The sequence below is a fragment of the Shewanella piezotolerans WP3 genome, from assembly GCF_000014885.1.
GTDB classification, from domain to species: Bacteria; Pseudomonadota; Gammaproteobacteria; order Enterobacterales; family Shewanellaceae; genus Shewanella; species Shewanella piezotolerans.
In genome coordinates this window covers 2,664,219-2,678,461 of the sequence record NC_011566.1, presented here as the reverse complement: position 1 = coordinate 2,678,461, position 14,243 = coordinate 2,664,219, and the positions used below count along the sequence as shown (strand labels likewise).

Here is a 14,243-nt window from a genome sequence, read left to right as displayed (position 1 = left end):
TTAACCGTCATAAGAGGAACAACTATGCCAATAACACCTCTCAGTAGTGACCAACTATACCGAACTTCGGGGCTTAAACAGCTGCCTACTAGCTGTAAGTCAACTAAACATTTAGAACCGCTTGACAAGATTGTCGGCCAAGAACGTGCGCAACAAGCGGTAGAGTTCGCCCTTTCCATGAAAGAAAAGGGCTATAACATTTATGCATTAGGTCGCAATGGCCTAGGTAAACGTACTATGGTGCTGCGCCACCTAAGCCGCCAAAAAGAGAACTCAAATGGCCGTACGCTTTATGATTGGTGCTATGTGGTTAACTTTGACGATACCCGCAGCCCAAAAGTATTAACTCTACCTGCTGGAACCGGCCTAAAATTTAAAAAACAGATTGAAAAATTAATGCTTAAATTGTCAAAGGGGCTGCCGTTGGCTTTTGACAACGAGATGTATTATACCCGCGCTGACAAACTCAAAAATCAATTAGCAGCAAAACAAGAAGAAGCATTGGTTCAACTAACAGAGGAAGCAAAAACTCACAGTATTGGCCTGTCTATTTCTCCTCAGGGCAATTACGAGTTGGTTGCACTAAATGGCGAAGAACCGCACTCAGAAGAAAGTTATTTGATGTTGTCGCCTGAAGAGCAGGACTCAATGCAGGCAGCAATTAGCTCGCTTGAAGCAAAGTTACGCGGCATTGTCAGAAAGATCACTGAATGGGAAGATGAATATTCTGAAAAGCAACAGAAACATGACGAAGAAGTTGCTGAAGAAGTCTTATCACTGGCCTTTGCGAAACTAAAAGAGAACTATAAAGATCAGGCCAATGTAAAAGCCTATATCAAGGCGATGCATAAGGATATTCTCGATAACCTCGACATATTCCTTGAAGAAAGCGAAGAGCAAGCTGCCCTAGCCTACGCCTCAATGAGTAAGAAAATGCCAAGACGCTACCAGATCAATGTTTTGGTGGCACAAGACTCGCCTTATCAACCCATTATTGTTGAAGAAACGCCTAATTATCACACCATATTTGGCTACGTCGAGACGGCGACCTATAAAGGCACTGTTTTTACCGACTTTTCACTGATCCGCCCTGGTAGTTTACATAAAGCCAACGGCGGGGTGTTAATGATAGATGCCGTTAAAGTGTTAGAGCACCCGTACGTATGGGACGGTTTGAAGCGCGCGTTGCGCTCAAGAAAGCTCAGCTTAACTTCACTGGAAAGAGAAGTAACCCTTTCAGGGGCTATCTCTCTTGATCCTGAAGCCATTCCGCTTGATGTGAAGATCATTCTGTTTGGTGATTTTGCCACTTATAAACTGTTACAGCAGTATGACGCAGAGTTTACTGAGTTATTTAGGGTGACTGCTGACTTTGAAGACAGAATGCCGCGAACCGATGAGTCTGAAGCACATTATGCACAGTTCATCTCGAGTATTATTCACAGTAATAAGATGCTGCACTGCGATAGGAAAGCGATAGCTCGCATTATTGAGTTTAGCTCTCGTCAAGCTGATGATCAGAATATGCTGTCACTGCACTCTGTCGATACTGCTAATTTACTGCGTGAAGCCAACTATTGTGCCCGCGCAGTGAACGCAAATATGATCCGCGTAAGTCATGTAGAACAAGCGTTAGCCAATAAAGAGAATAGAATTTGCCGTGCTAAAGATGATTATATGCAGTCTTTTGTTAATGGCACTACATTAATCTCCACTGAAGGAAAACGAACCGGGCAAGTTAATGCCCTGTCAGTGATGTCGACAACCGACTACCAATTTGGTGCACCAAGCCGTATCACCGCAACCACTTCGTTTGGTGATGGACAAGTGTTCGATATTGAGCGTACTGTTGACTTAAGTGGCAGTATTCACTCTAAAGGTGTGATGATTCTAACCGCTTATATTGCCTCAGTTCTGGGTAAAACCGATAAGATCCCTCTGTCGACTCACCTGACATTCGAGCAATCTTATGGTGGTGTTGACGGTGATAGCGCAACCATGGCTGAGCTTTGCGCTATGTTGTCTTCATTTGCTGACCAGCCATTACGGCAAGATATTGCGATCACAGGCTCTATGAATCAGTTTGGCGAATCTCAGCCAATTGGTGGCGTAAACGAAAAAATTGAAGGCTTCTTCGATGTTTGCAATATTAAAGGACGCAAAAATAGCCAAGGGGTTATTATCCCTGTTTCGAACATCCATAATCTAATGCTTCGACCGGACATTGTAGAAGCGGTAAGAAAAGGTCGTTTTAATATTTGGGCTATAAGCCATGTTAATGAAGCGATTGAATTGCTGACAGGCATTGAAGTGGGTAAGGCTGATAAGAAAGGCGTGTATAACCCTAAGAGCTTACTTGGTAAAGCGCAGCTAAGATTGAAACCACTCTACAAAGAAAAGTCTTAGTATTAATACTAAATAAAAAAAGCCGAACTGATGTTCGGCTTTTTAGAGCATAAGCTAAGGTTTAAGCGAATACTGCTTGTAAAGGTGGTACTACTTGCTTCTTGCGGCTAAGCACACCATCTAACCACACTTTTCCGTCGCTAACTGGCTTATCATAAGCAGATTCGATAATAGCTGCATCGTCACTAACGATAAGCATTTCCGAGCCCTCTTTCATAATGTCAGTAAGTAGCAACAACACGCTATGGCGATTACCTTCTGCTTTTAACGCTGCGATATCAGCAACTAAACTTGCTTTAATGTCGTCAAATACTGATAGATCAATCACTTCAAGTTGACCAATGCCAACTAAGTTGCCATTCATATTGAAATCTTTAAAGTCACGCAGCACTAAATCACGAGCAGGCGTACCTTCTACTGCTGATTTAACTTTAAACATATCCATACCAAGCTCTTTAAAGTCAGCTATACCAGCAATTTCTGCTAGCGCTTCAACACACTTGATATCAGCTGTTGTACAAGTTGGTGATTTAAAGATAACCGTGTCACTTAAAATTGCACACATCATAATGCCAGCAATCTCTTTCGGGATCTCTACATTATAAAAATCATACATCATCTTGATAATGGTGTTACTACAGCCAACTGGACGGATCCAACACTCTAGTGGGGTAGAAGTTGTAATATCACCTAGCTTGTGATGATCAACAATACCTACAATAGTTGCTTCTGCAATGTCATCAGGTGCTTGAGTCAACTCCGAGTGATCAACAATGTAAACTTCTTCACCAGCGTAGCTCATCTTTAGCTCTGGTGCGTCAAAACCAAATTTGTCGAGAATAAACGCCGTTTCAGGCGAAAGTTCACCTAAACGAGAAGCAACAGAAGCTTCTCCAATTTGGTTTCTAAGATGTGCTAGTGCGATTGCACCACAAATTGAATCAGAATCTGGGATTTTGTGGCCCACAACATAAACTGGCATAGATAACGCTCTCCTTTAATTTTCACTAATTTTAACAAACTTTTTGCCAATGCGGAAATAACTAAAAGGTCGAATGGTACGGCTTTGTAGGAAGATCCTAAGTTTATGCCGTTTTTTTGGCTAAATTCCCCCTCAACTAGGGGGATGGCGTATCAAATTGTTCGGTTTTGCTGTATAAAGCTTCGTCCTATTACATTTTCACTCTAGAGCTTGGTACTGATGTCAGATAAATTTTTCTTTAAAGGCCGTAAAACCCCAAAACCAAAACATGAAAGTTATGGTTACAACACAAAACGAGCGGCTAAACTCGGTACCGAAGTAAACCCACTAATGCTGTCGGTACAAACCGAAGACCGTCGCGTAGAGATCATTAAACTACTTGAAGATAATCAACTGCTTGGTCAGGTCACTATCGATGCGACTACAGAAGAGAATATTATTGATTTAATGGGGATCCTCAATAAGCCTGTAACAACTCGATTTGAAAAGCAGCCAAACAGAAATGATCCTTGCACCTGCGGTAGTGGCAAGAAGTATAAGAAATGTTGTGGCTAATAGCTGTTTAACGAGTTTACAGATGAGAGTTGCTAACTTCTCTCATCTGTTCTTTCTAAGTCCTTTTACCCCCTATCAGCGACCTTCGTACCCGAGTAAAAATACTTAACTTCAGTGCTAATTGTTATATTTTTAGCCTGACGCTCATGCCTTATAAGATATGAAACCAGTTGATTGTAGTCCTTTCAAGCAATAGTACTCTAGCTGCCCTATATTGTGCATCTAACTGTAATATATTAACAATTACTTAAGTTATATTGTTTTTCAGATTAGATTATCAGCATAGATAACATCAAGTGGCTTTCAAATGTAAATCTATGAAACACAAGTTTACACAATCCAGCTGTTACAATTCCTCATATCTATTAACATACACTCAAAATAATAATTGAATTGCGTTTGGCATTGGCGTTATCGGCCAATTGTTTTATACGCAATAAATGAGTGTTGTGTTTGCTTCAACAAGAGGATGTGTTCGTGGCTACGAAAAAACAGATAATTTTACCTTTGGTCGTGATTGTAATTGGTATCGCAGGCTTTGCTGGTATGGCGGCATTAAAAAAACCACCTGAAGAAAAAGAAGAGCTGGACACCACTCCATTGGTTTCAGTTCAAGCAGTAGAAATCAGACCAATGGATTTTTCGGTAAGTTCTTACGGTGTGGTTGCTGCAAAGTATGAAACAGAGCTGGTTTCTCAAGTAAACGGTGAAATTGTATACCTGTCAGAGAAGTTCGTTCGTGGAGGCTTTGTTAAAAAAGGAGATATTTTAGCAAAGATTGATCCTAGCGATTACGACGCAGCATTGATTGATGCACAAGCAACCATGGCTTCTGCGCGTGCCACACTGGTGCAAGAAAAAGCCTTTGGAAAGGTAGCTGAAGAAGAATGGAAACGTATTAAAGACGGCGTACCGACTGAACTTAGTTTACGTAAACCACAGCTTGCACAAGAATTAGCAAAGCTAAACTCTTCAGAAGCAGGCCTTAAACGTGCAAAAAGAAATGTAGAACGTACCGTGATTAAAGCGCCATACGATTCTCTGATTGAAGCACGCAATATTGGCTTAGGCTCTTATGTGAGTATGGGGACAAATTTGGGTAAAGTATTAAGCACTGATAATGCAGAGATCCGCTTACCCATCGCCGATAAAGAGATCCAGTTTTTAACTAACAAGGGCAACAACGCTGATGTTATTTTAAAAGGCAATTTTGCTGGCCAACCACAAGAGTGGAAAGCAAAAATCGTTCGTAGCGAAGGGGTTATTGATAGCCGCAGCCGAATGACTTACTTAGTCGCTGAAGTTTCTGATCCCTATGGACTTAAATCAAACAATAATGAATTACGCTACGGCACTTATGTGACAGCAAGTATCGGCGGTGTCCATGCAGGTGAAGTGACAAAAGTCGCTAGACACTTAGTGATTAATGGTCAAGTTGCCGTGCTCGATGATGAATCTAAGCTTAAATATGTAGATGTTAATGTTGTACGTCAAATAGGTTCACAAGTGATCATTACCGATGGCTTAAACTCTGGCATGAACCTTATAACTTCTGCACTTGATTATCCTATTGAAGGGATGCAACTTGCACTACCAAAAGACAAATCATTAGACAATGACGATTCCGAAACACAGCCAACGCAAATAGCGATGGAAGATAAGGATAAATCATGATTGATACACATAAAGGTATCATTGCTTGGTTTGCCCGCAATAGCGTAGCAGCAAACCTGCTAATGATCATTATTTTGCTTGGTGGACTGTTGACTGCCAATACCATCCGAAAACAATTCTTTCCTGCCGTTGAGATCAACTGGCTTGAGTTTAATGCTGTCTATCCAGGCGCTGCACCTCAAGAAGTAGAAGAAGGGATCACCATTAAGATTGAAGAAGCACTTGAAAGTGTTCAAGGTCTTAAGCGTGTTATTACCTATTCTAACCGTAATGCATCATCAGGTTACTTTAGAATTGAAGACTCCTATGACCCGCAAGTTGTGTTGGATGAAGTTAAATCTGAAATAGATTCGATTTCAAGCTTTCCTGATGGTATGGAACGACCAAAAGTCGAACGTATTAAGCTAAGACAAGAAGTTATGTACGTTAGTCTCTACGGCGACCTCAACAAGAGACAGCTTAAAGACTTAGGTGAGAAGATCCACGATGAGTTAATGCAACTGCCGTTGGTCAATATTACCGAATTTTACGGCGGACTTGGCTACGAGATTGCAATTGAAGTCAGTAAAGATAGGCTTAGAGAGTTTGGTCTTACTTTTAATGACGTTGCAGCTGCAGTTCGTGGTTACTCGCGTAATATGTCTGCAGGTCAAATACGAGCGGAAAATGGCTATATTAACCTTCGAGTTCAAAACCAAGCTTATGTTGGTTATGAGTTTGAAAGCTTGCCACTAATTACCCTGCAAGATGGTTCTACTTTGCTTCTTGGTGATGTCGCCACCGTTATTGATGGTTTCCAAGAAGGTATTCAGTACTCTAAATTTAACGGCAAAAACTCGGTTACCTTCTTTATTGGTGCTGCCAATGATCAAAGCTTGACCGATGTTGCGAAAGTCGTAAAAAGCTATATCGCTGACAAGCAACAAGCCTTACCAGAAGGCGTAAAGCTTGAGCCTTGGGTTGATATGACCTATTACCTCGAAGGCCGCCTAAACCTGATGCTCGATAGCATGAAAAGTGGAGCAGTATTAGTATTTATTCTGCTCGCTCTATTCTTACGCGTTAGATTAGCATTTTGGGTAATGATGGGATTACCTGTTTGTTTCTTAGGTACCTTGTTGTTTATGCCAATGGGCATGATAGACGTCACGATTAACGTAATCAGTTTATTTGCCTTTATTCTGGTGCTTGGTATTGTCGTCGATGATGCCATTGTAATGGGCGAAAGTGCCCATGCTGAGTGCGAAGAGAAAGGTCAAAACATTGATAACGTTATAAGAGGTGTTAAACGGGTAGCAATGCCAGCAACCTTTGGTGTTTTGACTACTATAGCAGCCTTCTTACCGATTACACTCGATGACGGCCCCTCCTCCGCCTTTGGTCAAGCAATTGGCTTTGTGGTTATCTTATGTTTGTTGTTTTCATTGGTTGAGTCGAAACTGATTCTACCTGCACATTTAGCGCGAATGAAACAACCTAAAGTGGTCCAACCTGGTTCAAAAAACCCGTTAGATTGGCTACGTAATGTGGTTAACTTTTTACAATCAAAAGTGGATAGCGGACTTAAAGTCTTAATCACAAAGTACTACCGTCCATCTTTAGAGCTTGCAGTAAAATACCGTTATACCGTAATCATGATATTTATAAGTCTAATCATGATCTGCGCTGGTTTATACGCTGGAGGTTTAGTCCGCTTTATCGGCCAACCAAAGATCCCTCATGATTTTCCTCGGATCGAGTTTGAAATGAACATCGATGCTTCAGAAAACGCGACGTTAAGTGCTGCACTTGAGATCGAAAAAGCGTTACGCACTGTAGATGCTGAACTTGAAGCTGAGTATGGCCAAAAGATGATCTCAGATATGCAAGTGGAGCTTCGTGGCCGAACGTCAGCTCAGGTAATGACAAAGTTAGTTGACCCAGAGTTACGCCCTATGGACACTTTCGCAGTTGCTGAATTGTGGCGTCAAAGCATGCCGCTTATTCCGGGAATGAAGTCATTTAGCATACAGGATAATTTATTTGGTGGTGGCCGCGACGATGGTGACATTAGCTTTAGATTAGAAGGGAAAGATGACCTTCAGTTAGTAGCAGCAGCTAAAGAGTTAAAAGCCAAGCTCAATACCTTAAAAGGCGTCGGCGATGTTAACGATAGCCGTCAATCGAGTGCCAAAGAGGTTCAGTTTGAGCTTAAACCTTTAGCGAACAGCTTAGGGTTAACCTTGGCTGATATTGCAAGCCAGGTAGGTAATGGTTTCTATGGTCTTGAAGCACAGCGTATATTGCGCAATGGTGAAGAGATCAAAGTGATGTTGCGCTACCCTGAAGAGCAACGAAACTCAATTGCACAAGTGTCTGACGTACTAATCAAGACTCCTCAAGGTGCTGAGATCCCACTGTCAGAGGTCGCAACGATCATTATTACTGATGGTGTAAACAGTATACGTCGTGAAAATGGTAACCGAACAATTAATGTTTGGGGCTCTGTCGATGCTGATCAAGCTGAACCATTTAAGCTTGCTAAAGATATCAGAGATAACTTCTTACCAGAGTTACTGACCAAGTACCCAAGAGTGAAAAGTGAAGTTTCAGGCAACATTCAAGAGCAACTAGATAGTGCTGATACCCAACTAAGAGATTTCCTTATCTCTATGCTAGTTATCTATAGCTTACTTGCAGTACCGCTCAAGTCTTATGCACAACCAATAATGATCATGTCGGTGATCCCATTTGGCGTAATTGGTTCAGTGTTAGGACATATGCTGTTAGGCCTAGATCTGAGTGCCCTTTCAGTATTTGGTATTATTGCAGCGGCCGGTGTTGTGGTTAACGATTCCTTGGTGATGGTTGATTACATCAATAAATCGCGAGAATCTGGTATTCCGATGAAGCGCTCAGTACTCGAAGCGGGTTGCAGACGCTTTAGAGCGATTTTGCTCACCTCGTTAACTACCTTTATCGGACTGGTACCGATTATGGCTGAAACGAGTATGCAGGCCCAGATGGTCATTCCAATGGCTGTTTCTCTCGCCTTTGGTGTCTTGTTTGCGACTGTAGTGACATTAGTGCTGATCCCTTGTCTTTATGTCACTATTGAAGACATTAAACGCTTAGTTGGTAGTAAATCTCGGGTTGAGGAGCCAACTGAGTCGGATACTTTCTCTGACCCCGTGTTACAAAATAAGTTAGTTCCCGAACAGAGCTAAACCAACCTAATTGTTGAAGAAGCTTTCAAAAGTCAGTTGTTATCGCAGCTGGCTTTTTTGTTGAATTAGTAAAAGAAGGTGCTAAAGAAAAGTACTGTGTATCGATGTAGATAATTGAAAGGTTTTGAGTGCTTTCGCTACAGGTAAGCAAATGATTGTTTTATCATTATAAGCTTAGAGGCTAATCCTCTATACGAAAAAGGGCTACCATTTCTGGTAGCCCTTCATCTTAATGTGGCGGAGAGATAGGGATTTGAACCCTAGATGGGCTACAAACCCATGCCGGTTTTCAAGACCGGTGCATTCGACCACTCTGCCATCTCTCCGAACGCCGCGAATAATATAGCGCCCTATTAATCTTGTAAAGACTTAATCGTAAAATTTTTACCTAGTTGGTTAAATAGAGCTCAAACAGGTTACTTTTCCTCTTTACTGGCACCGATACGGGCAGGATCTGGGAATACAAAGTTTTCATTTACTTCATTCCAGTTTTTGAAATTACGCAGCTTAAATCCAGCGAACACGATAAATGAACACAGCATAATGCCCCAACCTATCGCCATCTCGCCTTTAGTGACCCATATCGCAACTAGGCTTGATGCACCAAATGATAAACTAATTTGGATAAAGTTCTGTAAACCTGCTGCTTTTGCAGCATTTTTCGGGAATTGCTGCAGGGCGCTGTTAACGACTATTGGATAAATAGCACCATTACAAGCCGCGAGTATCGAAAAAGCTGTTAGCAGCGGGAATATCGACAAACCTTTAACTAAGATAGTCACGATAACAATAGCCAAAACGCACAAGCCAAACAGACTCAACAGCACTTTCAGTGCAGTTTCAGTACCTGTCTTACGAATAAGCGTTTTACTTGCATAGCCACCAAGAATGAACATGATTGTTTGCGGGATAAAGCTTAAGCCAATCGCCGTTGCATCATAGCCATGTTGTTCCATAACCATTGGCCAAACTGTTAGGTATGAGAAAAAAGCACCAGAACATGCTCCAAAAATAATCACGTTTCCTAAATAGCCCGTGTTTTTTAGTATAGAGAGGTAACTAATATCACTTTTTTCAACATTAGTTTGTTTAGCTTCTTTCGGAACAAAGCTAAAAGTAAACGCAATCATAGCAACCGCTAAACAGGTCAAGGTAATAAAAATACTTTGCCAGCCGTACGACTCGAGTATTAATGCACCTAAGATAGGTGCTAGCGCAGGTGATAGTGCGACTAAAGGCATAATATTAGAAAATACACTCTGCGCTTTTGTTGCGTCATACTTTTCAATGACGATAGCTTGCCAAATTACACCCGCTGAACAAGCACCAATCGCCTGCATAAAGCGCGATATATTGAAAACTAACATTGAGTCGCTCGTTGCTAGAGAGATACTAGCCAATGTGAAAACCGTAAGACCAAAGATTAGCGCATTACGCTTACCAAAACGTTCTACAATAGGACCATAAATTAATTGTCCTAGCGCTAGGCCAGCTAAGAAAAATGTTAACGACATCGCCACTTTTGAAGGTGATGTTGCCATTGTGTCTTCAATTGCTTTGAACGCAGGCAAATACATATCCGTTGCAATGAAGCCAAGCATACTTAGCAATGCTAGATAGGTAAGAAATAGATAGTATTTAACATTCATTAGAGATTTCATAAGTAGTAAAAATAGAATTAGATAAATTAGGATGCGGAGTGTAAACACTTGCCAAATGGCTGTGAAACGTTTATTTTTCACATTAGCCATCAAAAATAATCACAGCAGGATGTGAGCTATGCTATCAGAACAATCTATGCAGCTAATTGATATGGTCGCCCGCGTGGGCAGCTTTACCGCTGCCGCCAATAAATTGCATAAAGTACCTTCAGCAGTCAGCTATGCAGTTAAACAAATTGAAGAAGAACTTGGTGTCGTTCTGTTTATTCGCCACCATCGAAGCGTAAGCTTGACCCCTGCAGGCGAGCATTTCGTTAAGCAATCCCGCACTTTACTGACCGAGATGGAGGCGATGCGCTCTGATACCGTTAGAGTCGCTAATGGCTGGCAACCTACCCTCGCTATTGCGTTAGATAATATTGTTCGCGCTGACAAAATCAGTAACCTGATCGCAGATTTCTACCGTACTTTCGACAATGTAGAGCTTATTATCCGCATCGAAGTCTTTAATGGTGTATGGGAGTCGATTGCAACTGGGCGTAGCGATATTGCCATCGGGGCGACAACCGCCATTCCAGTTGGTGGAGAATATCATTTTAGGGATATGGGGGAGATTGATTGGTGTTTCTTGGTCGGTAAGAACCACCCACTTGCCAGTATTGATAGACCATTGACCGATGATGAAGTACGCAAATATCCCTCAATTTGTTTAGAAGATACTTCCCGCGAGATCCCCAAGCGTATGACTTGGTTACTCGAGAACCAAAGGCGCTTAGTGGTACCCGATTGGATCCGGGCGATAAATTGTTTTCGTGAAGGACTTGGTATTGGTTATATGCCAGCTCACTTTGCTTCACCGTTTATCAAAACTGGTGCATTGATCGAAAAGCAACTTGAACATTCTAAGAAAAAAAGTCCCTGCTGTTTAGCTTGGAACGCATCAAATAAGTCACCAGCAATGGCGTGGGTGCTCGATTATTTAGGTGATACAGCGAAGCTTCAAAAGGACTGGTTAGACTAAAATTAGTCTACTTGAGGTTTGTATCGTTGCATATGACACAGATATACCTGCCATTAGCTTTATCACACGCTAAAGCTAATGTATGATTCAATAACTTAACGAGCAATTTGAGGCTTATTAAGAAAATCGGGAACTACCTGGTTAATTAAGGCTCAAATATACAGCTTGAGCATTTGTCTTCGGAGAAAGAAATGAGAGATATGACACAACAAACCACTTACGGTCAATCGACTGTAGAGGTTAATAAACTACTTAAAAACACGTACATGCTACTTTCAATGACTTTGGCATTCTCTGCAGTATGTGCAGGCTTAGCCATGGCATTAGCAATTAGCCCTATGATGTCTTTAGGTTTATCAATTGGTAGCTTGGTACTGTTGTTCGTGACATTACGCAAAGCCGAGTCAAGTGCAGGGATCTTCTGGGTATTTGCTTTCACTGGCATGCAGGGTGCATCGCTGGGTTATATCCTCAACCATTATGCAGGTATGGCTAACGGCCCACAGCTTATTATGCAGGCGTTAGGCTTAACATCAGTAATCTTCGTTGCCCTTTCAGGCTACGCAGTTACCACTAAGAAAGATTTCTCTTTCATGCGTGGTTTCTTAATTGCTGGTTTAGTGATTATGGTTGTCGGCCTTCTCGTTAACTTGTTCCTAGGTAACGGCATGGTCTTCATGGCACTTAATGCAGGTATTGCATTATTGATGACCGGGTTTATTCTTTATGATACGAGCAAAATCGTAAATGGTGGCGAGACCAACTATATTCGTGCAACCATCTCTTTGTACTTAGATTTCCTAAACCTATTCGTAGCACTGCTACATTTAATGGGTATGGGCAGCGATGACTAATTCCAATTAATTTTAATTGAGTTAAAATGGTCCTACTTAAGGGCCATTTTTTTTATCATGAGCAAATTTATTATTCAGGTTAACTCCCCTGCTTACGGTAGCGGATCGAGTTATAATGCCTATCGCTTTGCCGAAGCCGCCGTACAAAACGGTCACCTTATTGATAAAGTCTTTTTCTATCAAGACGGCGTTCTCAATACTAATAGTTTTAACAGTCCTGCAAGTGACGAGTTTGATCTTCAAAGCGCTTGGCTATCTCTCAGTCAACAATACAAGTTCCCATTAGTTAACTGTGTCTCTGCTGCGCTGCGTCGTGGCGTGCTGTCCGTTAGTGAAGCACAAGAAAACAACACTAAGCATTGGAACATGGAAGCTCCATTTATAATGGGTGGCTTGGGTGAACTTGTTACGGGTATTGAGTCTGCTGATCGATTAGTTAGCTTTTAAAGGCTGTAAAGGAGTAAAAGTTGAAGAAACTTTGTATTGTATTCAGTCAAGGTCCCCATGGTAACGCCAAAGGTCGCGAAGCACTCGATCTCGCTTTGCTCAGCGCTAGCTTTGAGCAACAAGTTAGCTTAGTTTTTACTGATGAAGGGATCTTAAACTTGCTAAAGAACCAAGCTCCAGAAACCGTAGGAGCTAAAGACTACATTGCCACTTTTGGCGCGCTTCCCCTTTATGATATTGAGACTATTCTCGTCTGCGAGGCCGCTATGAAAGAATTAGCGCTTACAGAGCACGATATAAAGCTAGAGGTTCAATTCTGCTCTTCACAAGCGATTGCAGAGCATTTCAACCATGTAGATGAGGTCTTAGTATTCTAATGATATTGCATCATATACAATCGTCTCCTACACAAAGCGCTGCACTGAAACTTTGCTTACGCTACATAAACACTACTGATAGCATTTTGCTATCGTCTAATGCGGTTAATTGTTTATTAATCAAAGAGTGGCAATCACGCTTAAACGATTACAACGTGCTAGTACTGGAAGATGATGTTATTGCACGTGGATTACAATCACGCTTGAGTGCATTTAAAATGATTGGTTACGCAGATTTTGTTGCGCTGACCCTAACCCATAACAAAGTGATTTGCTGGTAGAAATGATTGAATTTAACGGAAAGAAAATAGAGACAGACCACCAAGGCTACTTAAAAGTTGTGAGTGACTGGAGCCCAGAACTCGCGCTCATAATTGCTAAAGAGGAAGAGATAGAACTTACAGATGCACATTGGGAAGTCATTAATTTTGTGCGTAACTTTTATCTAGAGTTTAAAACAAGCCCTGCCATTCGTGTGCTCGTAAAAGCGATTGGACAAAGCTTAGGTGCAGACAAAGGCAATTCAAAATATCTCTATACTTTGTTTCCTGTAGGGCCTGCCAAGCAAGCGACAAAAATTGCGGGTTTACCCAAGCCTGCAAAATGTATCTAACAGCCTGAAACTGACCAGTGTAAAACTTTTAAGCCCAATGATTTGGGCTTTTTTAGGCCTAAACCTTATGACTGCGATAACTTTCAGAGTATTTAAAACCAGTCAGTATAAAGATTTGATCGCTCAGGGAGACTTTAGCGGTTTTGAGGTAATGTCATTACTCACTTTGAATTAGCCAGCCTTGAATTTACGTACCCAAAACGCTCTGAGTCGCTCAATTTCTTATACAGATTGGCATAACTCAAGGTTTTAAGGCAATTCTTCTATAGAGGAATTTTTGATACAAAAAAGCCCCAACTTTCGTTGAGGCTTATTGTAATTCTCTCGCGAGAATATTTGGTACCCGAGGCCGGACTTGAACCGGCACGCCTATTAAGCGAGGGATTTTAAATCCCTTGTGTCTACCGATTCCACCACTCGGGCAAACTCTTTGATTTTGATGATACG

12 protein-coding genes and 2 tRNA genes are annotated in these 14,243 nt (G+C 41.6%); 10 read left to right on the top strand and 4 right to left on the bottom strand.

Annotated elements, in window-relative coordinates; all coding sequences use genetic code 11:
* The first annotated feature begins 24 nt into the window (after positions 1-24).
* Entirely contained in the window at positions 25-2,406 is a 2,382-nt protein-coding gene (locus tag SWP_RS11490; protein ID WP_020912647.1) for a Lon protease family protein, read from the top strand.
* A 61-nt stretch (positions 2,407-2,467) separates the two neighbouring features.
* Here the strand turns inward: SWP_RS11490 and SWP_RS11485 are convergent, their stop codons facing one another.
* A complete protein-coding gene (locus SWP_RS11485; protein WP_020912646.1) occupies positions 2,468-3,388 on the bottom strand; it encodes a manganese-dependent inorganic pyrophosphatase in 921 nt (306 codons plus the stop codon).
* A 219-nt stretch (positions 3,389-3,607) separates the two neighbouring features.
* On the opposite strand from SWP_RS11485, the gene SWP_RS11480 reads away from it, so the two are divergent.
* From SWP_RS11480 to SWP_RS11470, 3 genes are all read left to right on the top strand, one after another.
* Positions 3,608-3,943 carry a PBPRA1643 family SWIM/SEC-C metal-binding motif protein gene (locus tag SWP_RS11480; RefSeq protein ID WP_044555866.1) on the top strand — a complete coding sequence of 112 codons (336 nt, stop codon included), beginning with the start codon at positions 3,608-3,610 and terminating at the stop codon, positions 3,941-3,943.
* A gap of 477 nt (positions 3,944-4,420) precedes the next feature.
* The gene (locus SWP_RS11475) at positions 4,421-5,617 is read left to right on the top strand and encodes an efflux RND transporter periplasmic adaptor subunit (RefSeq protein WP_044556407.1); all 1,197 of its coding nucleotides are present in this window, start codon (positions 4,421-4,423) and stop codon (positions 5,615-5,617) included.
* Complete coding sequence (locus SWP_RS11470; protein ID WP_020912642.1) at positions 5,614-8,823, top strand: efflux RND transporter permease subunit; 3,210 nt, start codon at positions 5,614-5,616, stop codon at positions 8,821-8,823. Before SWP_RS11475 ends, SWP_RS11470 begins: the two co-directional genes overlap by 4 nt.
* 235 nt (positions 8,824-9,058) lie before the next feature.
* On the opposite strand, the gene SWP_RS11465 is transcribed toward SWP_RS11470, so the two are convergent.
* Positions 9,059-9,149 (bottom strand) — tRNA-Ser (locus tag SWP_RS11465).
* Positions 9,150-9,239: 90 nt separating this feature from the next.
* A complete protein-coding gene (gene punC, locus SWP_RS11460; protein WP_044556406.1) occupies positions 9,240-10,484 on the bottom strand; it encodes a purine nucleoside transporter PunC in 1,245 nt (414 codons plus the stop codon).
* Between the two features lie 118 nt (positions 10,485-10,602).
* Here punC and punR point away from each other — a divergent pair, with 118 nt between their 5' ends.
* From punR to SWP_RS11430, 6 genes are all read left to right on the top strand, one after another.
* The gene (gene punR / locus SWP_RS11455; protein ID WP_020912640.1) at positions 10,603-11,505 is read left to right on the top strand and encodes a DNA-binding transcriptional activator PunR; all 903 of its coding nucleotides are present in this window, start codon (positions 10,603-10,605) and stop codon (positions 11,503-11,505) included.
* 200 nt (positions 11,506-11,705) lie between these two features.
* A complete protein-coding gene (locus tag SWP_RS11450; protein ID WP_044556405.1) occupies positions 11,706-12,359 on the top strand; it encodes a Bax inhibitor-1/YccA family protein in 654 nt (217 codons plus the stop codon).
* Positions 12,360-12,416: 57 nt separating this feature from the next.
* The gene (gene tusD, locus SWP_RS11445; protein ID WP_020912638.1) at positions 12,417-12,806 is read left to right on the top strand and encodes a sulfurtransferase complex subunit TusD; all 390 of its coding nucleotides are present in this window, start codon (positions 12,417-12,419) and stop codon (positions 12,804-12,806) included.
* A gap of 20 nt (positions 12,807-12,826) precedes the next feature.
* Positions 12,827-13,183, top strand: a complete 357-nt coding sequence (tusC, locus tag SWP_RS11440) for a sulfurtransferase complex subunit TusC (protein WP_020912637.1) — start codon at positions 12,827-12,829, stop codon at positions 13,181-13,183.
* Positions 13,183-13,464, top strand: coding sequence for a sulfurtransferase complex subunit TusB (tusB, locus tag SWP_RS11435; RefSeq protein WP_020912636.1), 282 nt, complete (start codon positions 13,183-13,185; stop codon positions 13,462-13,464). Before tusC ends, tusB begins: the two co-directional genes overlap by 1 nt.
* 2 nt (positions 13,465-13,466) lie before the next feature.
* Entirely contained in the window at positions 13,467-13,796 is a 330-nt protein-coding gene (locus tag SWP_RS11430; protein WP_044555865.1) for a TusE/DsrC/DsvC family sulfur relay protein, read from the top strand.
* A gap of 337 nt (positions 13,797-14,133) precedes the next feature.
* Here SWP_RS11430 and SWP_RS11425 read toward each other — a convergent pair.
* Positions 14,134-14,219: transfer RNA gene (locus SWP_RS11425), tRNA-Leu, on the bottom strand.
* Between the last annotated feature and the right edge of the window lie 24 nt (positions 14,220-14,243).

Bases quoted from the DNA above. Each gene is read 5' to 3' on its own strand.
- SWP_RS11490 (WP_020912647.1), top strand. From the start codon at position 25: ATGCCAATAACACCTCTCAGTAGTGACCAACTATACCGAACTTCGGGG.
- SWP_RS11485 (WP_020912646.1), bottom strand. From the start codon at position 3,388: ATGCCAGTTTATGTTGTGGGCCACAAAATCCCAGATTCTGATTCAATT.
- SWP_RS11480 (WP_044555866.1), top strand. From the start codon at position 3,608: ATGTCAGATAAATTTTTCTTTAAAGGCCGTAAAACCCCAAAACCAAAA.
- SWP_RS11470 (WP_020912642.1), top strand. From the start codon at position 5,614: ATGATTGATACACATAAAGGTATCATTGCTTGGTTTGCCCGCAATAGC.
- punC (WP_044556406.1), bottom strand. From the start codon at position 10,484: ATGAAATCTCTAATGAATGTTAAATACTATCTATTTCTTACCTATCTA.
- punR (WP_020912640.1), top strand. From the start codon at position 10,603: ATGCTATCAGAACAATCTATGCAGCTAATTGATATGGTCGCCCGCGTG.
- SWP_RS11450 (WP_044556405.1), top strand. From the start codon at position 11,706: ATGACACAACAAACCACTTACGGTCAATCGACTGTAGAGGTTAATAAA.
- tusD (WP_020912638.1), top strand. From the start codon at position 12,417: ATGAGCAAATTTATTATTCAGGTTAACTCCCCTGCTTACGGTAGCGGA.
- tusB (WP_020912636.1), top strand. From the start codon at position 13,183: ATGATATTGCATCATATACAATCGTCTCCTACACAAAGCGCTGCACTG.
- SWP_RS11430 (WP_044555865.1), top strand. From the start codon at position 13,467: ATGATTGAATTTAACGGAAAGAAAATAGAGACAGACCACCAAGGCTAC.